The sequence below is a fragment of the Paracoccus angustae genome, assembly GCF_042648745.1.
In the GTDB taxonomy this organism is placed as follows: Bacteria; Pseudomonadota; Alphaproteobacteria; order Rhodobacterales; family Rhodobacteraceae; genus Paracoccus; species Paracoccus angustae.
The window spans coordinates 1-24,571 of sequence record NZ_JBHRXY010000014.1; the positions used below are offsets into that span (position 1 = coordinate 1).

Consider the following 24,571-nt stretch of genomic DNA (forward strand, 5'->3'; position numbering starts at 1 on the left):
CGGCTGCCGGACGGCGGGCCGCCGTGGCCTGGCGCGGCGCGGCGGGCGCGGGCGCGCGGGTGGCGGCGACCGCCTGGGCGACCTCGGCCGTGGCGGCGGATGCGCAGCCGGTTTCCGTTCTGCCCGACACGGTCAGGCGCGCGGTGAAGGGAAAGTCCTGGCCCGACATGCCGTCCCGGCACTCGGCGGCGCGGACGTTCAGCGCGAAGGGACGGCCCGCATGAACGCCCACGTATTCCACGCCCTGCGCGAAGACCAGGCGGTTGACGCGGATCGGGCGGCCTTTCTGGTTGTCGGGCGTCTTGTAGATCGCGGTGCCGCCCGCGACATCAACGGCCCAGAAGGGCTCGTTTCCGCGCGCGCTGAAGGCGGCGGTGTTGTAGGTGCTGGGCTCGGCGGTGGATACGGGCCGGGCTTCCGCCCCCGTCTCGATCGGCTGTTCCAGGGGCGACACGCCCGGCGGCCCCTTGTGGCCTTCGGCCTGGGGGGCAGAGGTCCGCAGACCGGGAAGGTCAACGCCCTCGCAGGCGGCAAGCGGCAGGGTCATCAGCGCGATGAGTGCAAGACGCGGTGTCATCGGTCAGCCTTCTATGGGATCACTGTCACGCCAGCGTTAGCAACCGCCGCGCGGGCGCACAAGCGCGCGAGGGCGGGGACGGCGACAGCCCGCCGGATCGGCGATCAACAATTCGGGACGTTGACCGCCAACCCGCCCAGCGAGGTTTCCTTGTACTTGTCCGACATGTCCCGGCCGGTCTGGCGCATCGTCTCGATGGCCGCGTCCAGCGGCACGAAATGGGTGCCGTCGCCGCGCAGCGACAGGCTGGCCGCGCTGACCGCCTTGATCGCGCCCAGGCCGTTGCGTTCGATGCAGGGCACCTGCACCAGTCCGCGCACCGGATCGCAGGTCATGCCCAGGTGATGCTCCAGCGCGATTTCCGCCGCATTTTCGACCTGTTCCGGCGTGCCGCCCAGAACCGCCGCCAGCCCCGCCGCTGCCATGGCGGAGGCGCTGCCGACCTCGGCCTGGCAGCCGGCCTCGGCGCCGGAAATGGAGGCATTGTGCTTGACCAGCCCGCCGATGGCCGCCGCCGTCAGCAGGAACTCGGGGATGTCGCGTTCGGACGCTCCGGGCACATGGTCCAGCCAGTATCGGATCACGGCGGGCACGGTGCCCGCGGCGCCGTTGGTGGGCGCGGTCACGACCTGGCCGCCTGCCGCGTTTTCCTCGTTCACGGCCATGGCATAGGTGGACATCCAGTCGTTGATGACATGGGGCGCGGTCAGGTTCATGCCGCGTTCGGCCAGCAGCTTTTCATGGATCGCCTTGGCGCGGCGCTTGACCGACAGCCCGCCCGGCAGGATGCCGTCGCTGGTCAGCCCCCGGTCCATGCAGTCGCGCATCACCTGCCAGATGCGCAGCAGCCCGTCGCGGATCTCGGCCTCCGAGCGATAGACCCGTTCGTTGTCGTGCTTCATCCGGGCGATGCTTTTGCCCGAGGCCTTGGCCATGGCCAGCATCTCGGCGGCGCTGGAAAAGGGATAGGGCACGGCGGGCGCGTCGTCGCTGCGCTTTTCGTCGCCCTTGCGGGCCAGCTCCTCGTCGGTCAGCACGAAGCCGCCGCCGATCGAATAGTAGATGCGGTGAAAGATCACGTCGCCCTGCGCGTCCGTGGCCGACAGGGTCATCCCATTGGCGTGGCCCGGCAGCGCATGGTCGAAATCGAAGCGCAGGTCGCGGTCGGGATCGAAGACCAGATCGCCCAGGCCTTCCGGCGACAGGACGCGGGTTTCCCGGTTCTTCGCCAGCGCGGCCTCGGCGGCTTCGGCATCCAGCGTGGCGGGCACGAAGCCCGCAAGGCCCAGGATCGTCGCCCGGTCGGTCGCGTGGCCCTTGCCGGTAAAGGCGAGGCTGCCGTGCAGGCTGGCCTTCAGGCCATGCGCCTTGAACGGCTGCTGGCGCAACTCGTCCAGGAAACGCGCCCCCGCGACCATCGGCCCCATGGTGTGCGAGGATGACGGGCCGACGCCCACCTTGAACAGGTCGAAAACCGACAGGAACATGCGTCCCCCTTGTGTTTTGGTTCCCATCTAAGCATCTGCCCGGCCAAAGGCCATTCCGTTTGCGACAGGCGGGCGGGATCTTAGCGACACGCGTCCAACCGAGAACTGCTTTGAAAACGGGCGTCGTGCATCAAATATAGGCAGTTGAGCGGATGATTAAACAGGCGGCGCGGCGGCCTGCGGCGGGCGATCTTGCCGCGGGCGCCCGGCAGAGTGAAGGAACGGATATGCAGTTCGGCGACCCGATCATTCTTGGCGACACGCGGCTTGGCCCGCCGGTATATCTTGCGCCCATGGCGGGAATCACCGATCTGCCCTTTCGCCGCGCCGTTGCGCGGTATGGCGCGGGGCTGATGGTCAGCGAGATGGTCGCCTCGACCGAGATGGTGACGCCGCGCCCCTCGACGCGCGCCGCCGTCCGCGCCAAGGCGCTGACGGAGGGCGCGCTGCCCGTCAGCGTCCAGATCGCGGGGCGAGAGGCCGGGGCCATGGCCGAAACGGCGCGGATCGTCGAAGGCATGGGCGCGCGGATCATCGACATCAACATGGGCTGCCCCGCCAAGAAGGTCACGGGCGGGCTGTCGGGCGCTGCGCTGATGCGCGATCTGGACCATGCGCTGACGCTGATCGACGCGGTGGTGGGCGCGGTGTCGGTGCCGGTCACGCTGAAGATGCGGCTTGGCTGGGACGAGGACTGTCTCAACGCCGCCGATCTGGCGCGCCGCGCGGCGGATGCCGGGGTCGGGATGCTGACCGTGCATGGCCGGACGCGCGCGCAGTTCTACAAGGGTCAGGCCGACTGGACGCGGATCCGCGCGGTTGCGAACCTGCCGGGGCGGCCGCCGCTGGTCGCCAACGGCGACGTGGTGGATGCGGCTTCGGCCCGCGCGGCGCTGGCGGCCTCGGGGGCCGAAGCGGTGATGGTCGGGCGCGGCGCGCAGGGCGCGCCCTGGCGGCTGGCGCAGATCGCGCATGAGCTGGTGGGCGCGCCCGCGCCCGATGTGCCGCAGGGCGATGCCCTGGCCGATGCCGTGGCCGAGCATTACGAGGATATTCTGGATTTCTACGGCACCGATCTGGGCTTGCGCGTGGCGCGCAAGCACCTGGGCTGGTATGCCGACGCGAATGGCGCGCCCCTGCGCGACCGGATGCTGCGCGCCGACAGCCCGGCGGCGGTGCTGGCGCTGATCCGCCAGGCCTTCGGCCATGCGCGGGTGGCCGCATGACGCGCCGCGGCCCGGCCGGTTTCGACGAGGTTCGGCCGGGCCCCGGATGGGACGCGCTGCCGCTGCCCGCTCTGGTGCTGGACGGCCAGGGCCGGGTGGCCGCGATGAACGATGCCGCCGAAATCTGGCTGAACCTGTCGCGCACCTCGACGGTCGGCAAGCCGCTGGAAGGGGACGAGATGGCGGCCCGCCTGCGCGTCCGGCCCTCTTTGTCGCCGCTGATCTGCCGCGTGATGCGCAGCGACGAGGCGCTTTACCACCCCGATGTCCGTTTCGAGATCGGCGACCGGGCGGGCGGCCACCAGGACCGCCGCGCCGCCGTTCATGCCGGTCCCGCCGGACAGGTCGGCGGCGCCGTGACCCTGCTGCTGGTGCCCTTGGACGAGGCGGGGTTGCAGACCCAGAACCGCGCCGTCCGCACCGCCGCCCGCAGCGCCATCGGCATGGCCGAGATGCTGGCGCACGAGATCAAGAACCCCCTGGCGGGCATCCGCGGCGCCGCGCAGCTGATCGGCATGAACGCGTCCCCCGACGACCGCGAGATGGCCGAGATGATCGTCAGCGAGTCCAAGCGCATCGTGTCGCTGCTGGAACAGGTGGAACGGTTCGGCGACACCTCGGCCCCGAACCTTCGGGCGGTCAATGTCCATGACGTGCTGGAAAAGGTCCGCCGCTCGGCCGTTGTCGGCTTTGCCAAAAAGATCAGCGTCGTCGCGGAATACGACCCGTCCTTGCCCGATGCCCTGGCCGATGCCGACCAGCTGACCCAGGTCTGTCTGAACCTGGTCAAGAACGCGGCCGAGGCGCTGAAGGACACCGATCACCCCGCGATCCGGCTGCGCAGCTTTTACGACCACACCCTGCGCCTGCCCCCGGACGAGGACGATCCCGCCGGCCGCCCCTTGCCCCTCCAAATCGAGATCGAGGACAACGGCCCCGGCCTTCCCCCCGCCATCGCCGACCAGATCTTCGAACCTTTCGTGTCGGGGCGCGAAAACGGCACCGGCCTGGGCCTGGCGCTTGTCAGCAAGATCATCACCGACCACGGCGCGCTGATCCGCGTGGATTCGCGCCCCGGCCGCACCGTTTTCCGCATATCATTGCCCAAGGCATAAGGACCGACGCCATGGACGGAACCGTTCTGATCGCCGACGACGACCGCACCATCCGCACGGTGCTGACGCAGGCGCTGACCCGCGCGGGCTGCCGGGTCCATGCCACGGGCAGCCTGGCGCAATTGTCGAAATGGGTCGAGGAAGGGCGCGGCGATCTGGTGATCACCGACGTGATGATGCCCGACGGCAACGGCATCGACCGCATCCCCGCGATCCGGGAAGCGCGGCCCGACCTGCCGGTGATCGTGATCTCGGCCCAGAACACCATTGTCACCGCGATCCGCGCGACCGAGGCCGAGGCCTTCGAATACCTGCCCAAGCCCTTCGACCTGCCGGACCTGATGACCAAGGCCAACCAGGCCCTGTCCCGCCGTCCCAGAAAGTCCGACCCGGTGCCGGACGCGATCCCGGCCCCGCGTCCCGCAGCCGACCCCGCCATGCCGCTGATCGGCCACGCGCCCGCCATGCAGGCGCTGTTCCGCATGGTGGCGCGCGTGCTGAACGCCGACCTGCCGGTTCTGATCGCAGGCGAGCCCGGGGTGGGCAAGACCACCATCGCGCGGTCCTTTCACGATCTGTCGGACCGGCGCGACAACGGCATCGCGATCCTGACCTCGGCCGATGCCGCCGAGGAGGCGATCACCCGCGCCGCCGACAAGGCGCGCGGCGGCACGGTCGTGATCGAGAACCCGGCGGGCTTCGATCCCGCCGCCCAGGCCCGGCTGATCGGGCTGATCGAGTCGCTGGAAAGCGGTCCCGACCGCGCCATGGCCCCGCGCATCGTGGCGACCACCGGCCCGGACCCCCAGGCCGACGTGGCGGCGGGGCGGCTGCGGTCGGACCTGTATTACCGGCTGGCGGGCGTCACGGTGACGGTGCCGCCGCTGCGCGCCCGGGTCGACGACATCCTGCCGCTGGCCAACCACCTGCTGGCCCGCGCGGCGGCGCAAGGGTTGCCCGACCGCACCCTGGGCGACGACGCCGCCGGCCTTTTGCGCGCCCATGCCTTTCCCGGCAATGTGCGCGAACTGGAAAACATGATGCGCCGCCTGGCCCTGACCGCCAGCAACGCCGCGATCACCGCGCCCGAGATGCGCGAGGCGTTGAGCCAGGGGGGCGGCACCCGTGCCACCCCCATCGCCGCCATGCCGGTGCCCTTGGCGCAACCTGCCAGCGACAGCGCCATCCCGGCGGCCTTTCAGCTTGGCGGCGGCAACGGCCCGCTGTCGGATTCGGTCGAGGCGCATCTGCAACGCTATTTCGACCTGCATGGCGACAGCCTGCCGCCGCCGGGCCTTTACGACCGCATCTTGCGGGAAATCGAACGCCCTCTGCTTCAGGTTGCGCTGGATGCGACGGGCGGCAATCAGCTGAGATGCGCCGACCTTTTGGGAATAAACCGCAATACCCTGCGCAAGAAGCTGACCGAACTGAATATCGAGGTGACACGGCGCCGCAAACTGATGTAAAACCGCCACAGGGGCGGCGCCATCCGTATCGGCGCTGCAACAGAAAGCCGCGTCAGACGGCGGGCGGGGGCAATGGCAGGTGCCGCATCAGGGTTGAGCTGGGACAGGCTCGCAAAGGTCAAGCTGCCGCGTCACTGGCGCGGCGCCATGGCCGTGGCCGTTGTGGCCGTCGGCATCCTTCTGGCGATTGCCACGATGACCGTGCTTGGCCCGCTGGCCCAGGGCGCCGAAAGCCGGATGCTGCGCCTGATCCTGCTGCTGGATCTGGTTTACCTGATCCTGCTGATCGGCATCATCGTTCTGCGCATGGCCCGGCTGATCACCGCGCGCCGCAAGACCGCCGCCGGATCGCGCCTGCACGCGCGGCTTGTGCTGATCTTCGCGGGCCTGGCCCTGGTGCCCACGGTGCTGGTCGCGCTGTTCGCGGGCTTTCTGGTCAACATCGGGCTTGAAGGCTGGTTTTCGGGCCGGGTGCAGCAGGTCGTCACGACCTCGCAGGCCGCCGCCGAAGCCTATCAAGAGGAACACCGCCGCGACCTGACCGAGGATGCAAAGGCCCTGGCGGGCGTCCTGACCCAGGCCGGGCGCGCCAATCCCATGATCGAGGACGGCGAATTGCGGCTGCTGCTGGGGCAGGGCCAGGCCATGATCCAGCGCGGACTGCGCGAAGCCTATGTCATCAACGGCAATGCCGAGATCCGCGCCCGGGGCGAACGGTCCTATCTGTTCTGGTACGAGCCTCCGTCGAGCGGCGATCTGGACCGGGCGCAGACCGAGGGCGTCGTTCTGATCGAGGACTGGCAGAACAACGAGTTCCGCGCCCTTGTGGCCCTGCCGCCCCTGGCCGACCGCTATCTGTACGTCACGCGCGATGTGGACGGCGACCTTCTGGGTCTTGTGGACGATACCCGCGCGACCGTCGGCAGCTATCGGCAGCTGGAACAAACGCGCAGCCAGGTTCTGTTCGAATTCTCGCTGGTCTACCTGGCCTTCGCGCTGCTGCTGGTCGCCGCCGCCGTGCTGCTGGGGCTGTGGTTCGCTTCGCGCCTGTCGCGGCCCATCGGGCTGCTGGCCCAGGCCAGCGAACAGGTCGGGCGCGGCAACCTGGACGTGCAGGTGCCCGAACCCGACACGGGGGATGAAATCCAGACGCTGGGCCAGTCCTTCAACCGCATGACGCGGCAGCTCAAGGCGCAGCGCGAGGAACTGGTGGACAGCTATCGCATCAGCGACGAACAGCGGCGGCTGTTCGACAACGTGCTGTCGTCCGTCACGTCCGGGGTGATCGGCCTGGATGCCGCGGGCGAGATCGACTTCGTGAACCGCTCGGCCAGCCGCCTGCTGGGGCTTGACCCCAAGCGCGACATCGACGCCCTTCTGTCCGAGGCGGTGCCCGAATTCGCGCCGCTGTTCGACCGCCTGTCGGCCTCGGTCGCGGAAACCGTGCAGGACGAGGTTCGGCTGATGCGCGAAGGCCGCGTCGAAAGCCTGCTGGTGCGCATGGCCGTGCGCCGCGGCACCGACGGCGACCTGGAAGGCTATGTGGTGGCCTTCGACGACGTGACCGAGCTTGTGACGGCGCAGCGCATGGCCGCCTGGGGCGATGTCGCGCGCCGCGTCGCGCACGAGATCAAGAACCCCCTGACGCCGATCCAGCTGTCCGCCGAACGCCTGCGCCGCAAGTTCGGCAAGCTGGCCTCGGCCGAGGACAAGGCGTCCCTGGATCAATACACCGACGTGATCATCCGCCAGACCGGCGACCTGCGCCGGATCGTGGACGAATTCAGCCGCTTTGCCCGGATGCCCGAACCCGACCGCGCCGAGACCGACCTTGCGGCCTTGCTGAAGGAAGTCACGCTGCTGCAACAGGACGCGCTGAAAGGGGCCTTGCAGGCGCAGATCCCCCACGTGCCCGTGATCGTCGATTGCGACGCGGGGATGCTGCGGCAGGCCTTCACGAACCTGCTGAAGAACGCGGGCGAAGCCGTCGAGGAACAGCGGGAAAATCCGCCCGACGGTTGGACGCCGCGGATCACCGTGGTGATGCGGGCCGACCACGACGCCGTGACCATCCGCATCGCCGACAACGGCCCCGGCCTGCCCGCCGACCGGTCCCGCCTGTTCGAGCCTTATGTGACCATGAAGGCCAGCGGCACCGGCCTTGGCCTGCCCATCGTCAAGAAGATCGTCGAGGAACATGGCGGCAGCCTGTCCCTGGGCGACCGGCCCGACGGGCAAGGGGCCATGGCCGAGATCCGCCTGCCGCGGGAACGCCATCCCGTGCGCGGCGCGCAACGCAAGACAAAAACAAAAGAAGACGAGGCAGCACCGATATGAGCGACATCCTGATCGTTGACGACGAACGCGACATCCGCGAGCTGGTCGCGGACATCCTGAAGGACGAGGGGTTCGAAACGCGCCTTGCCGCGAACTCGGACGAGGCCCTGGCGGCGCTGAACGACCGTCAGCCCGCGCTGATGGTTCTGGACATCTGGCTGAAGGACAGCCGCATGGACGGGATCGACATCCTCAAGCAGGTCAAGCGCAACAACCCCGACGTGCCCGTGATCATCATCTCGGGGCACGGCAACATCGAGATCGCGGTGGCGGCGATCAAGCAGGGCGCCTATGACTTCATCGAAAAGCCCTTCAACATCGATCAGTTGATGGTGGTGGTGAACCGGGCGATGGAAACCAGCCGCCTGCGCCGGGAAAACAGCACCCTGCGGCGCGGCGGCGACCGCGGGGCCGCCATGCTGGGCCATTCCGTCGCCTTCAAGCGGCTGCGCGACGCGCTGGACAAGGTGGCGAAATCCAACGGCCGCGTCATGCTGGCGGGCGAGCCGGGCACCGGCAAGGAAATGGCCGCCCGCTATATCCACGCGCACAGCCCGCGCAGCAATGCGCCTTTTGTCACCGTGCCCTGCGCCACCATCGAGCCCGAGCGGATGGAGGAGGTGCTGTTCGGCCGCGAAACCCCCGAACGCGGTGTCGAGCCGGGCCTGCTGGAACAGGCCCATGGCGGCGTCATCTATTTCGACGAAGTGGGGGACATGCCATTGGGAACGCAGCCGAAAATCCTGCGCGTGCTGACCGAGCAGCAGTTCGTGCGGGCCGGGGGCGCGGACCGCGTGCGGGTCGATCTGCGGGTGATCTCGTCCACCAACCGCGACCTGCCTGCGGAAATCGCGGCCGGGCGGTTCCGGCAGGAACTGTATGACCGGCTGAACGTGGTGCCGGTGGCGGTCCCCTCGCTGGCAGAGCGCCGCGACGACATCGGTCTCTTGGCGCGGCATTTCATCGACGGGTTCCACAAGACCCAGGGGCTGACCCCGCGCGATCTGCCCGAGGAAACCGTGGCCGCGCTGCAATCCATGCGCTGGCCCGGCAACATCCGCCAGCTGCGCAACGTGATCGAGCGCGTGCTGATCCTGGCCGAGGAAAGCGGTCCGATCCAGCCCGCCGAACTGGAACCCCAGGGCGCCACCCCCGACAACAGCGACGCCCTGTCCCTTGGCCCGCAGATCACCGCCATGGCCCTGCGCGAAGCGCGCGAGATGTTCGAGCGCGAATACCTGGTGGCCCAGATCAACCGCTTCGGCGGCAATATCAGCCGCACCGCGCAGTTCGTGGGGATGGAGCGCAGCGCGCTCCACCGCAAGCTGAAATCGCTGGGCGTGGTCGGCGGGATGCGTCCCGAGGACGAATTGCTGATGGGCAAGTAGACCGCCAGGCTTGGCCGGCGGCAGCGCGCCTTGGCGGTGCTGCCGGCCGCGTCCGGGCCCGGCGGGAGTGTTTGGGGAAACACCTGCCTCTGGCCGGAAGGCCGCGGCGGCAGACAATGCCGCAGCCTTCCCGCACAGGCATTCCCGGGGCCCGGACCCGGGGCATTAACCTCTTTTTCACCACTTTCGGCCCTGATGCAACCCCAGGTTGATATCCGGCTTTCCCTTCGCGGCGGCCTGCCTTCGCGGGACGGTTGCGCCACGCGGCCGGGCGGCATAGGCAAAGGGTGGGACAGGATCTGCGGCGGAAAGGGCGGCCATGAAGATCATCATCTGCGGCGCCGGTCAGGTGGGCTGGCAGATCGCCCGGCACCTGGCGGGCGAACGCAACGATGTCACGATCATCGACAACAATGCCGAACTGATCCGCCGCGCGACCGACGCGCTGGACGTGCAGGGGGTGACCGGATTTGCCAGCCATCCCGACGTGCTGGACAGCGCGGGGGCGCGAGACGCCGACCTGATCATCGCCGCCACCCATTCGGACGAGGTGAACATGGTCACCTGCCAGGTCGCCCATTCGATCTTCCAGGTGCCCCGCAAGATCGCGCGCCTGCGCTCCAGCGCCTATCTGGACGCGATCTATTCGGACCTTTACACCACGTCGCACCTGCCCATCGACGTGGTGATCAGCCCCGAAAGGGAGGTCGCGAACGCGGCCCTGCAACGCCTGTCCGCGCCATCGACCTTTGACGTGGAAACCTTTATGGGCGGCAAGGTCCAGCTTCTGGGCATCGTGCTGGAAGACGACTGCCCCGCGCTGAACACGCCCCTGCGCCAGCTGAACGACCTGTTTTCCACCCTGCGCGCCATTGTTGTGGGAGTGCGGCGCCAGGGGCGGCTGTTCGCGCCCGAACCGGGCGACCAGCTTTTCGCGCGCGACCAGATCTATGTCTTCAGCCACCGCGAGGACGTGGGCCGCACGCTGGAAATCTTCGGCAAGCCGCCCTTGAAGCAGGAACGCGTGGCCATCATTGGGGCGGGCAACGTGGGCCTTGCGGTGGCGCAGGCCTTGGAAACGCGGCCCGACCGCATCCGCGCCAAGCTGATCGAGCGCGACCGGGGCCGCGCCGAATTCGCCGCCGACCGGCTGGAACGGACCATCGTGCTGAACGGCGACGGCCTGTCCGCCGAACTGCTGGAGGAGGCCGCCGTGCCCACCGCCGACGCCGTTCTGGCCGTGACCGACGACGACAAGACCAACATCCTGGCGTCTGTCCGCGCCAAGCAGGCGGGGGCCAGGCTGGCGATTGCGCTGATCAACGACCCGACGCTGGTGTCGCTGATGGACGCGCTGGACATCGACGCCTATATCAACCCGCGCGCCACCACCGTTTCCACCATCCTGCGCCATATCCGCCATGGAAGGGTGCGCGACATCTATTCCATCGGCGACGCCGAGGCCGAGGTGATCGAGGCGCAGGCGCTTTCCACGTCCCCCATCTCGGGCCGGGCGATCCGCGACATCGAGTTTCCCGAAGGCGTGCTGATCGGCGCCGTGCAAAAGGGCGACCGCATCGTGAAGCCCGTTCCCGACACCCGGATCGAGGAAGGCGACATCGTCCTGATCTTCGCCCTGACAAAGGACGTGCCAGAGGTCGAGCGCCTGCTTCAGGTCTCGATCGACTTCTTCTGAGGTGCCATGACCGTTCTGCTGCGCCTGCCCCTGTTCGTGATCCTGGCCGCGATGACGGGGCTGGCGATGATGCTGCCCGCCGCCTATGCCTCGGTCGGCGACCAGGACGACCTGGCACGCAACTTCTTCTATTCCGGGCTTCTGGTGATGGTCGGGGCGGGGATGGTCGGGCTTGCGACGGCGGCCAATCCCCATCCGCCGCGCGCGCGCGACACGCTGCTGGCGATGCTGGCGGTTTACGGGGGGATGCCGCTGATCATGGCGCTGCCCTTTGCCGAGTCGATGCCCGACACGGGCCTGTTCAACGCCTGGTGGGAAATGACCTCGGCGCTGACAACCACCGGCGCCTCGCTTTATTCCGCCGACCTGCTGCCCCTGCCGCTGCATCTGTGGCGGGCCATGGCGGGCTGGATGGGCGGCCTTTTCATTCTTGTCGCCGCAACGGCGATCCTTGCGCCCCTGCACATCGGCGGGTTCGAGATCATGGCCCGTCCTTATGGCCGCCCCGAATACCTGGAGCGTCTTCCCCGGTCCGCCGAGCCGCTGGACCGCAACCCGCATCTGTCCTCGCCGGTGTTCCAGACGCGGCTGGTCCTTCCGCATGTCCGCCTGATGCGGTCGGCCGCGCAGGTCTTTCCGGTTTATGCCGGGCTGACGCTGGCCTTGTGGCTGATCCTGCTGCTGCTGGGCGATCCGGCGCTGGTCGCGCTGTGCCGGGCCATGGGCACGCTGTCCACCAGCGGGATTTCCCCGGTGCTGGGACCGCCGGGCGCCGCCTCGGGCCTTGCCGGAGAGGTGGCGGTCTTCCTGTTCCTGATCCCGGCGCTGTCGCGCCGTTTCTGGCCCGGCGGCGGGCAGCTGCGCGCCACCGACAAGCTGCGGGACGATCCCGAGCTGATGATGGCGGGCGGGCTGGTGGCGCTGGTGGCGTTGTCGCTGTTCGCGCGTCATTTCCTGGGCGCCATCGAGGCCGAGCAGGCCCCCGAAGGGTCGCTGGAACTGCTGCACGACCTGAGGAACGGTTTGGCGGCCTTTTGGGGCGGGCTGTTCAACGGCCTCAGCTATCTGACCACGACCGGCTGGACCTCGATCGACTGGCAGGGGGCGCGGGCCTGGTCGGGGCTGACCTCTCCGGGCCTGATCCTGGCGGGGCTGGCGATGATGGGGGGCGGAGTCGCGACCACGGCGGGCGGGGTCAAGCTGCTGCGCGTCTATGCCCTGGCCCGCCACGGCCAGCGCGAGATGGAGCGGATCGTGCACCCCAACTCGGTCGCCGGCGGGGGTCAGATCGCCCGCAGGCTGCGGCGCGAGGGGGCATACCTGGCCTTCATCTTCTTTATGCTGTTTGCGACCTCGATCGCGGTGGTGGTGGCGCTTGTCTCGATCCAGAGGATCGAGATCGAGACGGCCACGATCCTCTCCATCGCCGCGCTGACCAACACCGGCCCCCTGGCCGCCGCCATTCCGCTGACCCCCGCCTTCCAGGCCAGCGCCGGCATCGCCTCGGCCCCGTGGGAAGGCTGGTCGGGCCTGCCGGTTTTCACCAAGACGATCCTGGCGGGCGCGATGATCGTCGGCCGGATCGAGACGCTGGCGGTTCTTGCGCTATTTTCGCCACAGTTCTGGCGCCGCTGACGGCCCCGGTCGCAGGGGGCGCGACACGCTTGCAAGGGGGGTCTCAAGCGCATAAACGTGAAGTCCGACCGGGACAGTAAAAAACGGAAAAACAATGGCTGGCGACAAGCAGAACCTTCAGGACGCGTTCCTCAATCACGTCCGCAAGGCAAAGGTGCCCGTCACGATCTTCCTGATCAACGGCGTCAAGCTGCAAGGCGTCATCACCTGGTTCGACAATTTCTGCGTGCTGCTGCGCCGCGACGGGCAGTCGCAGCTGGTCTACAAGCACGCCATCAGCACGATCATGCCGGGCCAGCCCATCAGCCTTTACGAAGGCGAGGACTGATTGGCCGAACCTGCGGACACCGAAGCGAAACCGACGCGCGCCTATGTGATCCACCCGGATCTGGCCAGCCGGACGCAGCGGCGCGAACCCGAACACGCCCTGGCCGAGGCCGTCGCCCTGGCCCATGCCCTGCCGGGGATCGAGATCGTGGGCGATGAGGTCGCGCGCCTGCGCAAGCCCGATCCGGGCCGCCTGTTCGGCAAGGGCAAGCTGGCCGAGATCGGCACCCGGCTGGAGGCCGCCGAGGTCGATCTGGTTCTGGTCGACGGCCCGGTCTCTCCGGTGCAGCAGCGCAACCTGGAAAAGGACTGGGGCGTCAAGCTCTTGGACCGGACGGGTTTGATCCTTGAGATCTTCGCCGACCGGGCGCGAACGCGCGAGGGCGTGTTGCAGGTGGAACTGGCGGCGCTGTCCTATCAGCGCACGCGCCTGGTCCGCGCCTGGACCCACCTGGAACGCCAGCGGGGCGGCCTGGGCTTCGTGGGCGGTCCTGGGGAAACCCAGATCGAGGCCGACCGCCGCGCCATCGACGAACAGATGACCCGGCTGCGCCGTCAGCTCGACCGCGTGGTCAAGACCCGCACCCTGCATCGCGCGGCGCGGGCCAAGGTGCCTTACCCCATCGTGGCCCTGGTGGGTTACACGAACGCGGGCAAGTCCACGCTGTTCAACCGCCTGACCGGGGCCGATGTCCTGGCCAAGGACATGCTGTTCGCCACGCTGGACCCGACAATGCGCGCCATCCGCCTTCCCGGCGCGGGCGGCGGGCAGGGGCGCAAGATCATCCTGTCGGACACCGTGGGCTTCATCAGCGACCTGCCCACGGAACTGGTCGCCGCCTTCCGCGCCACGCTTGAGGAGGTGCTGGAGGCCGACCTGATCCTGCACGTCCGCGACATCAGCCACCCCGAGACCGAGGAACAGGCCGCCGACGTGGCCGAGATCCTGGAGTCGCTGGGCGTCGATGAGGATGTGGCGCTGATCGAGGTCTGGAACAAGATCGACGCCCTGTCCCAGGACACCCGCGACGCCCTGCGCCGCACCGACGCGCGCACCGAAGGGGTCCAGGCCGTCAGCGCCCTGACCGGCGAAGGGTTGGACGACCTGACCGCCGCCATCGACGCGCGTCTGTCCGAGGCCTTGGACGAGCCGAAGACGGAGGCTGCGGTGACGCTGCCCTTCTCGGACGGCCGCCGCCGCGCCTGGCTGCACGAAGTGGGCGTGGTCCAGCGCGAGGAGTCGGGCGAGGCCGGGCTGACGTTGCATCTGCTGTGGACGGAACGGCAGAAGGCGGGCTTCGAGGCCCTGTAGGGTGCGTGCTTGCACGCACCGCATTGCGCCCGTCCATGGTGCGTGCAAGCACGCACCCTACGCCCGTGGAGTAGGGTTCTACCCCACCATTTCGCAACGGTTAACGCCGATGGTGGGGTGAAACTCCACCCTGCACATCAGCTTATCTGTGTTGGCTTAAAGCAAAGACTGCGAGAGCAACGAAAGCGATAAGGGCATTGCATGTTGCAATGGCAACCAGCTTGCCAATTCTTCCTTTGAACATCCGCGATGTCCATTCAGGATCGTAACGTTCTGGCAGCGGTCCCATCAGGTGAATAACGGCGACCACATGCACAAACTGCAAGCTTGCCGATCCAAGGAAAATGATGAGAGCGATCTTCTGGCTTAGCATTCAGACAACTCGCAAAGGACTAACTCGCCCAATCCACCGGCTTGCGCCCTTGCTCCTCCAGCCAAGCGTTGATCCGAGAAAACGGCCTGCTGCCGAAGAACCCCCGCCGCGCCGACAGGGGTGAAGGATGCGCCGTCGCGATCACCAGATCCTGCGGGCGCGGCAGCCCTGCCATTGCCTTCTGCGCATGTGCGCCCCACAGCAGAAACGCCAGCGGCCCGTGCTTCTGCGCATCCGTCACTGCGTCGCGGGCCAGCCGGTCCCATCCCCAGGAGGCGTGCCGCCCGGCATCCCCGGGCGGCACCGACAAGGACGTGTTCAGCAGCAGCACCCCCTGGCGCGCCCAGCCTGACAGGTCGCCCGTGGGAGGGGCCGACCCCACATCCTCGCGCAGTTCCGTGAAGATGTTCTTCAGCGACCGGGGCAGGGTCACCTCGGGCGCGACCGAGAATGCCAAGCCGTTGGCATGGCCCGGCGTCGGATAGGGATCCTGGCCCAGGATGACGACGCGCACCTTCTCGGGCGGGGTAGCCTCCAGCGCGGCGAAGACCAGGGCGGGACCGGGCAGCCAGTCGTCCAGTCCTTCCAGCCGGTCGCGGATCGCGGGCCAGTCCTGCCGGAAGAAGGGCAGGTGGTCCCAGGCCGCGGGGGGTTTCATGCCTCGGGCGCCCCGGTGACCTGCGACAGGCGGGTCAGGCGGTCCAGGGCCGCGCCGCTATCGATGGATTCGGCGGCCATGACAGCGCCTTCGCGCAAGTCGCCCACCTTGCCCGCGATCATCAGCGCGGCGGCGGCGTTCAGCAGCACCGCGTCGCGATAGGCGCCGCGTTCCCCCGCCAGCAGCGCGCGGAAGGCTGCGGCGTTTTCATGGGGTTCGCCGCCGATGATCGCCTCGAACGGGTGGCGGGGCAGGCCCGCATCTTCGGGCGTCACGGTGAATTCGCTGATGGCGCCGTCCTTCAGCGCCGCGACATGGGTTTCGCCGGCGATGCTGATCTCGTCCGTGCCGTCGGCGCCGTGGACCAGCCAGGCGGCGTCGCTGCCCAGGTCGCGCAGAACCTCGGCCATGGGGCGAATCCAGGCGGCGCTGAAGGCCCCGGTCAGCTGGCGGCGGACCGAGGCCGGATTCGTCAGCGGTCCCAACAGGTTGAAGACGGTTCTTGTGCCCAGTTCCGCGCGCGGCGGCCCGACATGGCGCATCGCCGGATGATGCATCGTCGCCATCATGAAGCAGATTCCGGCCTCGCGGACCGCCTGCTGCGCGATCGTCGGGCCGCCCATCACGTTGATGCCCATGGCCGTCAGCGCATCCGCCGCGCCCGATTTCGACGACAGGTTGCGGTTGCCGTGCTTGGCGACCGGCACGCCCGCGCCCGCCACCACGAAGGCCGTCGCGGTCGAGATGTTCAGCGTCCCCTTGCCGTCGCCCCCGGTGCCCACGATGTCCATGGCGCCTTCGGGCGCATGGATGCGGTTCATCCGCTTGCGCATGGCGCGGGCGGCGGCGGCGATCTCGTCCACCGTCTCGCCGCGCACGCGCAGGGCCATCAGCAGGCCGCCGATCTGGGCGGGCGTCGCCGCGCCGTCGAACAGGGCGGAGAACGCGGCCTCCGCCTCGGTCCCCGTCAGGGGGCGGGTGGCGGCGATGCCGATCAGCGGGCGGATGTCGGTGCCGGTCATGCCGCGGCCTCGCGCGGGGTGCAGCGGGCCAGAAAGGCGCGGATCATCTCGTGCCCGTGTTCGGACGCGATGGATTCGGGATGGAACTGCACCCCCTCGATGGGAAGCGCCTCGTGGATCAGGCCCATGATGGTGCCGTCGTCCGATGTCGCGGTGACGCGCAGGCAGTCGGGCAGATCATCGGGCCGCACCGTCAGCGAATGATAGCGCGTCGCCGTCAGGGGCGAGGGCAGGCCGGAGAAGACCCCGGTGCCGTCGTGGCTGATCGCGTCGGTCTTGCCGTGCATGATGCGGTTGGCGCGCACGACCTTGCCGCCGAAGGCCTCGCCGATGGCCTGGTGGCCCAGGCAGACGCCGAACAGCGGAACGGCCCGGTCGGCGGCCGCCCGGATCAGGTCGATGCAGATGCCCGCCTGCGCCGGATCGCAGGGCCCGGGCGAGATCACGATTCCGTCAGGCGCCATCGCCAGCGCCTCGTCCACGGTCAGGGCGTCGTTGCGGCGCACAACGACCTCGGCCCCCGCCTCGGCCAGGTAATGCACGAGGTTCCAGGTGAAGCTGTCGTAGTTGTCGATCAGAAGGATCATGGTGGTGCGCCCTGATATGGTGGCGGTTTCCCCGCCTGAACGGGTCCGCTATAGATGGGCCGAAGCGCGCCGGAGGGTCAAGACTGGCACGGGCATGAAGGGGCACATGGCACGCGGTTTCTGGACAGGTCTTTTGCACGGCGGCGCCGTCAGCATTGCCGCCCTGGCCGCCTTGTCGCTGGCCGCGCCCGTGCCGCAAGCGGAACGGGATCCCGTGGCCGAGGCCGTGGACCTGCCAGTCGGGTCCGAATTCGGCCGGGGCGGCGACGTGGTGCCGCGCGTTCCGGCGCCGCTTGCGCCCGGACGCCCGGACGGGGCCGAGGCGCCTGCGGTGGCCGCCCCGGCCTCGGAACCCGCGCCGGTGGCCGTGACCGCCGCCGAACCGCGGCCCCGGCCGGCGGGCGAAGGGGACGGCCCCGTCCAGGGCGCCCCTGCCGCGGGCGAGGACGCGCCGCGCCTGGACCGTCCCGCCGCCCTGCCGCAGCCGGCGGCCCCGGCCGCGCCGGGCAGGACCGTCGCCGATGCGCCCGACGCCGTGCCCTCCATCCCCCCGGACCGGCCGGCGGCGCCCCCGCCCGCGACGCCCGCCCTGTCCGCGCCCGCGCTGGATCTGTCGCTGCCGCCCGACCTGTCGGACCTGCAAGGGCTGTCGCGTGACTGATTTCCTCCCTTTGAACCCGGCAATCGCCGCGACCTGCGCGCCCCCCGTGATGGAGGCGCGCCGCTGGCTGGCGGGCGTGACCTTTCCGCCGGACCGCCCGCTGATCAACGTCAGCCAGGCCGCCCCCGTGGATCCGCCGCCCCTGGCGCTGCGGCAGGCGATGGCGGACGCCGCGTTGCACCGCCCCGAAGCGCATCTTTACGGCCCGGTCCTGGGCAATCCCGACCTGCGCGCCGCCGTGGCGCAGGAGTTTTCAGCCAGCTATGGCGGCCGGGTCTTGCCGGGGCAGGCGGCGATCACCCAGGGCTGCAACCAGGCCTTTTGCGCCGCCGTCACGACGCTGGCGCAGGCGGGGGACGAGGTGATCCTGCCGACGCCCTGGTATTTCAACCACAAGATGTGGCTGGACATGCAGGGCATCCGCGCGGTGCCCTTGCCCTGCGGCGACGGCCTGCTGCCCGACCCGGACCGCGCGGCCGCCCTGATCGGGCCGCGCTGCCGGGCCATCGTTCTGGTCACGCCCAACAACCCTTCGGGCGCGGAGTACCCGGCCTGGCTGGTCGCGCGGTTCTTCGACCTGGCGCAAAGCCGCGGCCTGGCGCTGATCCTGGATGAGACCTATCGCGACTTCGACAGCCGCAGCGGGCCGCCCCACGACCTGCCGGCGCGGCCCGGCTGGGACCGCACCGTTATCCAGCTTTACAGCTTTTCCAAGGCCTACCGGCTGACCGGCCACCGGGTCGGCGCGCTGATCACGTCCGAGGCCCGCATGGCGCAGGTCGAAAAGTTCCTGGACACCGTGGCGATCTCGACCGCGCAACTGGGGCAGATCGGGGCCTTGTGGGGGATCGAGAACCTGCGCGGCTGGCTGGCGGAACAAAGGGCGGAAATCCTGTCGCGGCGCGTGGCCACGGTGGCGGCGCTGTCGGCCCTGCCGGGCTGGCGGGTGAAAAGCGCGGGCGCCTATTTCGCCTGGGTGGAACATCCCTTTGCCGCATCCTCGGCCGATCTGGCGCGCCGCATGGTGGCCGCAATCGGCGTTCTGGCGCTGCCCGGCACCATGTTCGTGCCGCCGGACGATCCCGCCGGTCCCCGTCATCTGCGCATCGCTTTCGCCAATATCGACGCGCCCCGGATCGCCGCGCTTGCCGCACGGCTGCGTGTGTTCGGCGGCTGACAGGCTTGTCGCGGGGCCGCGCGCGCCCTAAAGAAACCCGACACGACCACGAGGGAAGGCCGGGCCATGAAGAACCTGCGGACACACGGGAAATCGACGATCGTCTGGGTGCTGATGGGCCTGATGGTTCTGGGACTCGGCGGCTTCGGCGTGACCAGCTTCTCGGGCGGATCCACCGCCATCGGATCGGTCGGCGGCACCACCATCACCGCCGAGGATTATGCCCGCGCCCTGCGCCAGCAGATGAACGCCTATCAGCAGCAGACCGGCCAGCCCCTGACCATGGCGCAGGCCCAGGCCATCGGGCTGCCGCAGGCCGTGCAGGCGCAGCTGATCACCGCCGCCGCGCTGGAAGAGCAGGCCCGGCGCATCGGCGTTTCCGTCGGCGATGACAAGGTGCGCCGGACCATCGCCGAGGCGCCGGCCTTCCAGGGCCCCACCGGCAGCTTCGACCGCGCCGCCTATGCCGACGTTCTGCGCCGCGAGAACCTGTCCGAGGCCGAGTTCGAGCGCGAGGTCCGCGCCGACGAGGCCCGGCTGCTGATCCAGCGGGCCGTGGCGGGCGGGATCAGCGCGCCCAAGCCCGCGGTGGAAACGACGGCCAAGTGGATCCTGGAACGCCGCGACGTGGCCTGGCGCGAACTGACCGCCGAGATGCTGCCCGCCCCCGTCGCCGATCCCGACGAGGCGACGCTGAAGGCGTGGCACAGCGCCAATGCCGACCGCTTCACCGCGCCCGAACTGCGCAAGCTCACCTATGTCTGGCTGACGCCCGAAATGCTGGCGCCAACGGTCCAGCTGGACGAAGCCGCCCTGCGCGCCGCCTATGACGCGGCCATCGACGAATACCGGCGCCCCGAACGCCGCATCGTCAGCCGCCTGGTGTTCCCCTCGGCCGAGGAGGCCCAGGCCGCCAAGGCGCAGATCGACGCGGGCACGGCCCCGTTCGAAAGCTTCGTGATCCGTCGCGGCTTGCAGCCCGAGGATGCCGAACTGGGCGAGGTGTCGCAGGCCGACCTGGGCGCGGCGGGCGCCGAGGTCTTTGCCCTGGAACAACCCGGCACCGTCGGTCCGATCCAGACCGATCTGGGGCCCGCGCTGTTCGCGGTCCATGCCATCCTGGAGCCGGTGGACATCCCCTTCGAGCAGGCCCGAGAGGATCTGCGCGCCGAGGCCGCCTTGGACCGCGCCGCCCGCACCATCGAGGAACGCTCGGCCGACTACGAGGATCTGCTGGCCGGCGGCGCCTCGCTGGAGCAGGTGGCCGAAGAAACCGAACTGGAGCTTGGCACCATCGACTGGTCGGCGGACGCCACCCCTGCCGAAGGCAGCATCGCGGGCTATCAGGCCTTCCGCGACCGGGCCGCCGAGATCTCTGAGGCCGATTTCCCGGAGCTGGCCAACCTGGACGATGGCGGCGTCTTCGCGCTGCGCCTGGATCAGGTCGTGCCGCCGACCCTGAAGCCCTTCGAGGAGGTCCGCGACGAGGTCGAGGCCGACTGGCGCCGGGCCGAGACGCATCGCCAGCTTCTGGCCCTGGCCGAGGAACAGCGCCTGTCCCCCGCCACGCCCGAGGGCCAGCCCGCCCCGGAATGGACCGCCGTCAAGGACATCACCCGCGACGGCTGGATCGAGGGCGCCCCCTCGGATGCGGTCACCCGCGCCTTCGCCATGGAGCAGCCGGGCGACATCGAGGTCGTCGACGCGGAGAACCGGGTGATCCTGCTGCGCCTTGACGCGATCCACGAGGCCGACCTGACGGACGAGGATGCGCGGCGCATCACCGACGCCGTGCGCGGCCGTCTGGACCAGTCGCTGCAATCCGACATCTTCGACTACTACGCCCGCGCGGTGCAGCGCGATGCGGGCATCCAGTTGGATCAGTCGGCCATCAACGCCATCAACGCGCAGGTCCAGTGATGGAATTGACGCCCGATTTCGCGGCCTTCGAGGCCGCGTGGAATGCCGGTCAGAACCAGCTCGTGACCATCCGCCTGGCCGCCGACCTGGACACGCCGGTCAGCCTGATGCTGAAGCTGGCGGAAGCCGCTCCCATGTCCTTTATGCTGGAATCGGTTACCGGCGGAGAGGTCCGGGGCCGTTATTCCATTGTCGGCATGAAGCCCGACCTGATCTGGGATTGCCGGGACGGCCGCGCGCGCATCAACCGCCAGGCGCGCTTTTCCGACGACTTCCGCCCCGACGACCGTCCCGCGCTGGACAGCCTGCGCGCGCTGATCGCGGAAAGCCGGATCGAGGCGATGCCCGACGGCGTGCCCCCGGTCGCGGCGGGCCTGTTCGGCTATCTGGGCTATGACATGATCCGGCTGGTCGAACGCCTGCCGCATGTGAACCCCGACCCGCTGGATCTGCCCGACGCCATGCTGATGCGTCCGTCCGTCGTGGCGGTGCTGGACGGCGTGAAGGGAGAGGTCACGCTTTGCGCCCCGGTCTGGCGCAACGGCGGCGACAACGCGCGGGCCGCCTATGCCCAGGCCGCTGAGCGGGTGATGGACGCGCTGCGGTCGCTGGACCGCCAGCCCTCGGAACCCCGGGCGCTTGGCCACGACGCCCGGATCGGCGAGCCGGTGTCGAACTTTTCCAAGGCCGATTACCTGGCGGCGGTGGAAAAGGCCAAGAACTACATCCGCGCGGGCGACATCTTCCAGGTGGTGCCCTCTCAACGCTGGCGGATGGATTTCCCGCTGCCGCCCTTTGCGCTGTATCGCAGCCTGCGGCGCACCAACCCTTCGCCCTTCATGTTCTTTCTGAACCTGGGCGGCTTCCAGATCGTCGGCGCCTCGCCCGAAATCCTTGTGCGCCTGCGCGACGGCGAAGTGACGATCCGCCCCATCGCGGGCACCCGCCCGCGCGGCGCGGACGAGGCGCAGGACCGCGCGCTCGAGGCCGATCTGCTGGCCGACCGGAAGGAACTGGCCGAACACCTGATGCTGCTGGATCTGGGCCGCAACGACGTGGGCCGCGTGGCGAAGCCCGGCACCGTCCGCCCCACCGAGCAGTTCGTGATCGAACGCTATAGCCACGTCATGCACATCGTCAGCAACGTGGTGGGCGATTTGCGTGAAGGCGAGGACGCGCTGTCCGCGCTGCTGGCGGGGTTGCCCGCTGGCACCGTGTCCGGCGCGCCCAAGGTCCGCGCGATGGAGATCATCGACGAGCTGGAGCCGGAAAAGCGCGGCGTTTACGGCGGGGCGGTGGGCTATTTCGCGGCCAACGGCGAGATGGACATGTGCATCGCCCTGCGCACCGGCGTGCTGAAGGACGGCGCGTTGTATATCCAGGCGGGCGGCGGCGTGGTCTATGACAGCGACCCCGAGGCCGAGTTCACCGAAACCGTGAACAAGAGCCGCGCGCTGCAACGCGCGGCCGAAGGCGCGGCGCGTTTCGTTCGCGGCAACCAGTAGCGGAAAACGGCCCCCGGTTGGGGGCCGTGTCCGTGATCCCCTTAGGATCAGTTCGCCGGGGCGGTCGTGGTTCCCTCGGCAGGCATGGTGCCATCGGCAGGCATCGCGCCGTCGGCCGGAGGAGTGGCCGGGGTTTCGGCCGTATCGGCCGGCATCGGTGCGCCCGTGGCCGCAGGCTCGGTCGAGGTCGTGGCGGCCGCGTCGGGGGTCGCCATCGGGGCCGTGGTCGCGGCCGGGTCGGTCGTTGCCGCCGGATCCATGGTCGTGCCCATCGTGTCCGTTGCCGGGGTCATGGTGGCGCTGCCGGCCTCGCCAGCCTCGGCCGGGGCTTCCTCCTGGTCGCGGAAGACGTATTCGGGCGCGGCCTCGGCCTGTTCCTTGGTCAGTTCGCTGGTGATTTCCTGCGCGTCGTAATTGATCGTCAGCTGGTCCCACGGCACGGCGATCTGCTTTTCGCCGATGCCCAAAAAGCCGCCCACGCCGATCACCGCCGCTTTCACGGTTCCGGCATCGGCATCCACGATCACGTCGTTGATGTCGCCGATGGCGGTGCCGTCGGGCGCGTTCACGGTCGAGTCGGTGATCCAGTCGATGCGCAGCTCGTTCTCGGCCTGCTGCTGTTCGACCATGCCGCTGGCGGCGACCTCGGCTTCGGCGGCGGCTTCATTGGCCTCGTCGGCGGCGGCCTCGGTTTCCATGGTCTCGCCTTCGGCGGCCGGGGTCATGTCGGTGCCCATCGGCGCGGTGGTGGCGTCGGTGGCCGGGTCGGCGGGCGCGGGCGTCGTGGTATCCTGCGCCAGGGCCGGAGCCAGCATCAGCGGCAGGGCCATCGCGGTGGTCAGCATCAGGTTGCGCATGTCGTTTCCTCCTGAAAAAAGCCGCGCATGGCGTGCGATGCGCGATTGAGGAAACAATGCCTGACCTGCCTGTCGGTTCCGCAGGCGGTCCCGAAAACCGCCCCGGGGCGGGATCAGTCCTCGCCGCGATAAGGCTGGACGTATTGCAGCGCCATGTCCCAGGGAAAGAAGATCCAGGTGTCCTGGCTGACCTCGGTCACATAGGTCTGAACCATCGGCTTGCCCTTGGGCTTGGCGTAAACGGTGCCGAAATGCGCCCGGGGATACATTTCGCGGATCAGTTCAAGGGTGCGGCCCGAATCGACCAGATCGTCGATGACCAGGATCCCCTCGCCATCGCCCATCAGCACGGGATCGGGCTTGTTCAGCACCTCGAGCTGGCCCTGGCCCGCATCCGATCCCACGCCCTTGTAGGACCGGATAGAAACCGTGTCGATCACCCGGATGTCCAGTTCGCGCGCGACGATCATGGCGGGCACCAGGCCGCCGCGCGTGACGGCAACGACCGCGCGCCAGTCGGTCCCGTCCAGCCGCCAGGCCAGGGCGCGGGCGTCGCGGTGCAACTGGTCCCAGCTGACATGGAAACCCTTTTCATGAGGCAGGCGGTCGATCATCGAAGTCCCTTTCAGTGGCGCAGGATCAGCGACAAGCCCAGCAGGCCGATGGCCAGCCCCGCCGTGCGGTCGATCCAGAATTTCGCGGCATAATACCTGCGCCGCAGCCAAGGCAAAGCCATCAGCGAGGCGAGTGCGCTATAAAATGCCAGTTCCACGCCCGCTGCCGTAACGTAAATCGCCAGCTTGTCGCCCGGCGTCAGCAGCACGGGAAAGACCGACAGCAGCACCGCCGAATAGAACAGCGCGGGCTTGGGGTTCGACAGGTTCAGCATCAGGCCGCCCGTGAACCCCATGCCCCGGCTGCCGTTCGCCGGATCGGGCAGCGGGTCGGGGGCATGGCGCCACATCTTCCAAGCGATCCAGACCAGATAGGCCCCGCCCAGCACCTTCAGCGCGACAAAGGTCCAGGGCATCAGGCGAAAGGCCACCGTCAGCCCCAGAAGCGCGAACAGGCACCACACCGAGGCCCCGACCGCCAGGCCCCAGGCATAGGGCAGGGCGCGCCTGCGCCCCAGGGCAAAGGCCCCCTGGCTGACCGCGATCACGCCCGGACCGGGGGACAGGATCGCCACGGCCAGCGTCCCCACGAACAGCAGAAGCTGGTCGACGGTGACGGTCATGGCGC

General features: G+C 69.0%; 22 protein-coding genes. 13 read left to right on the forward strand and 9 right to left on the reverse strand.

The window, feature by feature from the left end; genetic code table 11:
- Positions 1–577, reverse strand: a 577-nt coding sequence (locus ACFOM8_RS14800) for a COG3650 family protein (RefSeq protein ID WP_377762642.1), incomplete at its 3' end; no start/stop codon positions are given.
- A gap of 104 nt (positions 578–681) precedes the next feature.
- The gene (locus ACFOM8_RS14805) at positions 682–2,064 is read right to left on the reverse strand and encodes an L-serine ammonia-lyase (protein ID WP_377762644.1); all 1,383 of its coding nucleotides are present in this window, start codon (positions 2,062–2,064) and stop codon (positions 682–684) included.
- A 227-nt stretch (positions 2,065–2,291) separates the two neighbouring features.
- Here ACFOM8_RS14805 and dusB point away from each other — a divergent pair, with 227 nt between their 5' ends.
- The 9 genes from dusB to hflX all read left to right on the forward strand — a co-directional run bounded on the left by dusB (position 2,292) and on the right by hflX (position 14,569).
- Positions 2,292–3,290 (forward strand): tRNA dihydrouridine synthase DusB, encoded by a 999-nt coding sequence (gene dusB / locus ACFOM8_RS14810; protein ID WP_377762646.1) that lies wholly within the window; start codon positions 2,292–2,294, stop codon positions 3,288–3,290.
- A complete protein-coding gene (locus ACFOM8_RS14815; protein WP_377762648.1) occupies positions 3,287–4,405 on the forward strand; it encodes a two-component system sensor histidine kinase NtrB in 1,119 nt (372 codons plus the stop codon). The genes dusB and ACFOM8_RS14815 overlap by 4 nt, the downstream gene beginning before the upstream one ends.
- Positions 4,406–4,416: 11 nt before the next feature.
- Positions 4,417–5,874 carry a response regulator gene (locus ACFOM8_RS14820; RefSeq protein WP_377762650.1) on the forward strand — a complete coding sequence of 486 codons (1,458 nt, stop codon included), beginning with the start codon at positions 4,417–4,419 and terminating at the stop codon, positions 5,872–5,874.
- Positions 5,875–5,946: 72 nt separating this feature from the next.
- Positions 5,947–8,211: a sensor histidine kinase NtrY-like gene (locus tag ACFOM8_RS14825; protein ID WP_377762652.1), complete on the forward strand. Its 2,265-nt coding sequence runs from the start codon at positions 5,947–5,949 to the stop codon at positions 8,209–8,211.
- Complete coding sequence (gene ntrX, locus ACFOM8_RS14830) at positions 8,208–9,599, forward strand: nitrogen assimilation response regulator NtrX (RefSeq protein WP_377762654.1); 1,392 nt, start codon at positions 8,208–8,210, stop codon at positions 9,597–9,599. The genes ACFOM8_RS14825 and ntrX overlap by 4 nt, the downstream gene beginning before the upstream one ends.
- A gap of 319 nt (positions 9,600–9,918) precedes the next feature.
- Positions 9,919–11,295, forward strand: coding sequence for a Trk system potassium transporter TrkA (trkA, locus tag ACFOM8_RS14835; protein ID WP_377762656.1), 1,377 nt, complete (start codon positions 9,919–9,921; stop codon positions 11,293–11,295).
- Between the two features lie 6 nt (positions 11,296–11,301).
- Positions 11,302–12,930: a potassium transporter TrkG gene (locus ACFOM8_RS14840; protein ID WP_377762658.1), complete on the forward strand. Its 1,629-nt coding sequence runs from the start codon at positions 11,302–11,304 to the stop codon at positions 12,928–12,930.
- Between the two features lie 94 nt (positions 12,931–13,024).
- On the forward strand, positions 13,025–13,258 hold the full coding sequence (gene hfq / locus ACFOM8_RS14845) for an RNA chaperone Hfq (protein WP_020949330.1): 234 nt from the start codon (positions 13,025–13,027) through the stop codon (positions 13,256–13,258).
- Positions 13,259–14,569: a GTPase HflX gene (gene hflX, locus ACFOM8_RS14850; protein ID WP_377762659.1), complete on the forward strand. Its 1,311-nt coding sequence runs from the start codon at positions 13,259–13,261 to the stop codon at positions 14,567–14,569.
- A gap of 142 nt (positions 14,570–14,711) precedes the next feature.
- On the opposite strand, the gene ACFOM8_RS14855 is transcribed toward hflX, so the two are convergent.
- From ACFOM8_RS14855 to ACFOM8_RS14870, 4 genes are read right to left on the reverse strand one after another with little or no spacing between them, the layout of a single operon-like run.
- Positions 14,712–14,942, reverse strand: coding sequence for a hypothetical protein (locus tag ACFOM8_RS14855; RefSeq protein WP_377762661.1), 231 nt, complete (start codon positions 14,940–14,942; stop codon positions 14,712–14,714).
- Between the two features lie 19 nt (positions 14,943–14,961).
- Entirely contained in the window at positions 14,962–15,600 is a 639-nt protein-coding gene (locus ACFOM8_RS14860; protein ID WP_377762663.1) for a uracil-DNA glycosylase, read from the reverse strand.
- Positions 15,597–16,622, reverse strand: coding sequence for an anthranilate phosphoribosyltransferase (trpD, locus tag ACFOM8_RS14865; RefSeq protein WP_377762665.1), 1,026 nt, complete (start codon positions 16,620–16,622; stop codon positions 15,597–15,599). The genes ACFOM8_RS14860 and trpD overlap by 4 nt, the downstream gene beginning before the upstream one ends.
- A complete protein-coding gene (locus ACFOM8_RS14870; RefSeq protein ID WP_377762667.1) occupies positions 16,619–17,209 on the reverse strand; it encodes an anthranilate synthase component II in 591 nt (196 codons plus the stop codon). The genes trpD and ACFOM8_RS14870 overlap by 4 nt, the downstream gene beginning before the upstream one ends.
- Before the next feature lie 106 nt (positions 17,210–17,315).
- Here ACFOM8_RS14870 and ACFOM8_RS14875 point away from each other — a divergent pair, with 106 nt between their 5' ends.
- The 4 genes from ACFOM8_RS14875 to trpE all read left to right on the forward strand — a co-directional run bounded on the left by ACFOM8_RS14875 (position 17,316) and on the right by trpE (position 22,472).
- Positions 17,316–17,870 carry a hypothetical protein gene (locus ACFOM8_RS14875; protein WP_377762669.1) on the forward strand — a complete coding sequence of 185 codons (555 nt, stop codon included), beginning with the start codon at positions 17,316–17,318 and terminating at the stop codon, positions 17,868–17,870.
- A complete protein-coding gene (locus ACFOM8_RS14880; RefSeq protein ID WP_377762670.1) occupies positions 17,863–19,047 on the forward strand; it encodes an aminotransferase in 1,185 nt (394 codons plus the stop codon). The genes ACFOM8_RS14875 and ACFOM8_RS14880 overlap by 8 nt, the downstream gene beginning before the upstream one ends.
- Positions 19,048–19,113: 66 nt before the next feature.
- Positions 19,114–20,967: a peptidylprolyl isomerase gene (locus ACFOM8_RS14885; RefSeq protein WP_377762672.1), complete on the forward strand. Its 1,854-nt coding sequence runs from the start codon at positions 19,114–19,116 to the stop codon at positions 20,965–20,967.
- Entirely contained in the window at positions 20,967–22,472 is a 1,506-nt protein-coding gene (gene trpE, locus ACFOM8_RS14890; RefSeq protein ID WP_377762674.1) for an anthranilate synthase component I, read from the forward strand. Before ACFOM8_RS14885 ends, trpE begins: the two co-directional genes overlap by 1 nt.
- A 47-nt stretch (positions 22,473–22,519) precedes the next feature.
- Here the strand turns inward: trpE and ACFOM8_RS14895 are convergent, their stop codons facing one another.
- The 3 genes from ACFOM8_RS14895 to ACFOM8_RS14905 all read right to left on the reverse strand — a co-directional run bounded on the left by ACFOM8_RS14895 (position 22,520) and on the right by ACFOM8_RS14905 (position 24,566).
- The gene (locus ACFOM8_RS14895; RefSeq protein WP_377762675.1) at positions 22,520–23,329 is read right to left on the reverse strand and encodes a PRC-barrel domain-containing protein; all 810 of its coding nucleotides are present in this window, start codon (positions 23,327–23,329) and stop codon (positions 22,520–22,522) included.
- Positions 23,330–23,442: 113 nt separating this feature from the next.
- Positions 23,443–23,943 carry a xanthine phosphoribosyltransferase gene (gene gpt, locus ACFOM8_RS14900; protein ID WP_377762676.1) on the reverse strand — a complete coding sequence of 167 codons (501 nt, stop codon included), beginning with the start codon at positions 23,941–23,943 and terminating at the stop codon, positions 23,443–23,445.
- Positions 23,944–23,954: 11 nt separating this feature from the next.
- Positions 23,955–24,566, reverse strand: a complete 612-nt coding sequence (locus tag ACFOM8_RS14905) for a LysE family translocator (RefSeq protein WP_377762678.1) — start codon at positions 24,564–24,566, stop codon at positions 23,955–23,957.
- Positions 24,567–24,571 lie beyond the last annotated feature (5 nt).

Bases quoted from the DNA above. Each gene is read 5' to 3' on its own strand.
- ACFOM8_RS14805 (WP_377762644.1), bottom strand. From the start codon at position 2,064: ATGTTCCTGTCGGTTTTCGACCTGTTCAAGGTGGGCGTCGGCCCGTCA.
- dusB (WP_377762646.1), top strand. From the start codon at position 2,292: ATGCAGTTCGGCGACCCGATCATTCTTGGCGACACGCGGCTTGGCCCG.
- ACFOM8_RS14815 (WP_377762648.1), top strand. From the start codon at position 3,287: ATGACGCGCCGCGGCCCGGCCGGTTTCGACGAGGTTCGGCCGGGCCCC.
- ACFOM8_RS14820 (WP_377762650.1), top strand. From the start codon at position 4,417: ATGGACGGAACCGTTCTGATCGCCGACGACGACCGCACCATCCGCACG.
- ACFOM8_RS14825 (WP_377762652.1), top strand. From the start codon at position 5,947: ATGGCAGGTGCCGCATCAGGGTTGAGCTGGGACAGGCTCGCAAAGGTC.
- ntrX (WP_377762654.1), top strand. From the start codon at position 8,208: ATGAGCGACATCCTGATCGTTGACGACGAACGCGACATCCGCGAGCTG.
- trkA (WP_377762656.1), top strand. From the start codon at position 9,919: ATGAAGATCATCATCTGCGGCGCCGGTCAGGTGGGCTGGCAGATCGCC.
- ACFOM8_RS14840 (WP_377762658.1), top strand. From the start codon at position 11,302: ATGACCGTTCTGCTGCGCCTGCCCCTGTTCGTGATCCTGGCCGCGATG.
- hfq (WP_020949330.1), top strand. From the start codon at position 13,025: ATGGCTGGCGACAAGCAGAACCTTCAGGACGCGTTCCTCAATCACGTC.
- ACFOM8_RS14855 (WP_377762661.1), bottom strand. From the start codon at position 14,942: ATGCTAAGCCAGAAGATCGCTCTCATCATTTTCCTTGGATCGGCAAGC.
- ACFOM8_RS14860 (WP_377762663.1), bottom strand. From the start codon at position 15,600: ATGAAACCCCCCGCGGCCTGGGACCACCTGCCCTTCTTCCGGCAGGAC.
- trpD (WP_377762665.1), bottom strand. From the start codon at position 16,622: ATGACCGGCACCGACATCCGCCCGCTGATCGGCATCGCCGCCACCCGC.
- ACFOM8_RS14870 (WP_377762667.1), bottom strand. From the start codon at position 17,209: ATGATCCTTCTGATCGACAACTACGACAGCTTCACCTGGAACCTCGTG.
- ACFOM8_RS14875 (WP_377762669.1), top strand. From the start codon at position 17,316: ATGGCACGCGGTTTCTGGACAGGTCTTTTGCACGGCGGCGCCGTCAGC.
- ACFOM8_RS14885 (WP_377762672.1), top strand. From the start codon at position 19,114: ATGAAGAACCTGCGGACACACGGGAAATCGACGATCGTCTGGGTGCTG.
- trpE (WP_377762674.1), top strand. From the start codon at position 20,967: ATGGAATTGACGCCCGATTTCGCGGCCTTCGAGGCCGCGTGGAATGCC.
- ACFOM8_RS14895 (WP_377762675.1), bottom strand. From the start codon at position 23,329: ATGCGCAACCTGATGCTGACCACCGCGATGGCCCTGCCGCTGATGCTG.
- gpt (WP_377762676.1), bottom strand. From the start codon at position 23,943: ATGATCGACCGCCTGCCTCATGAAAAGGGTTTCCATGTCAGCTGGGAC.
- ACFOM8_RS14905 (WP_377762678.1), bottom strand. From the start codon at position 24,566: ATGACCGTCACCGTCGACCAGCTTCTGCTGTTCGTGGGGACGCTGGCC.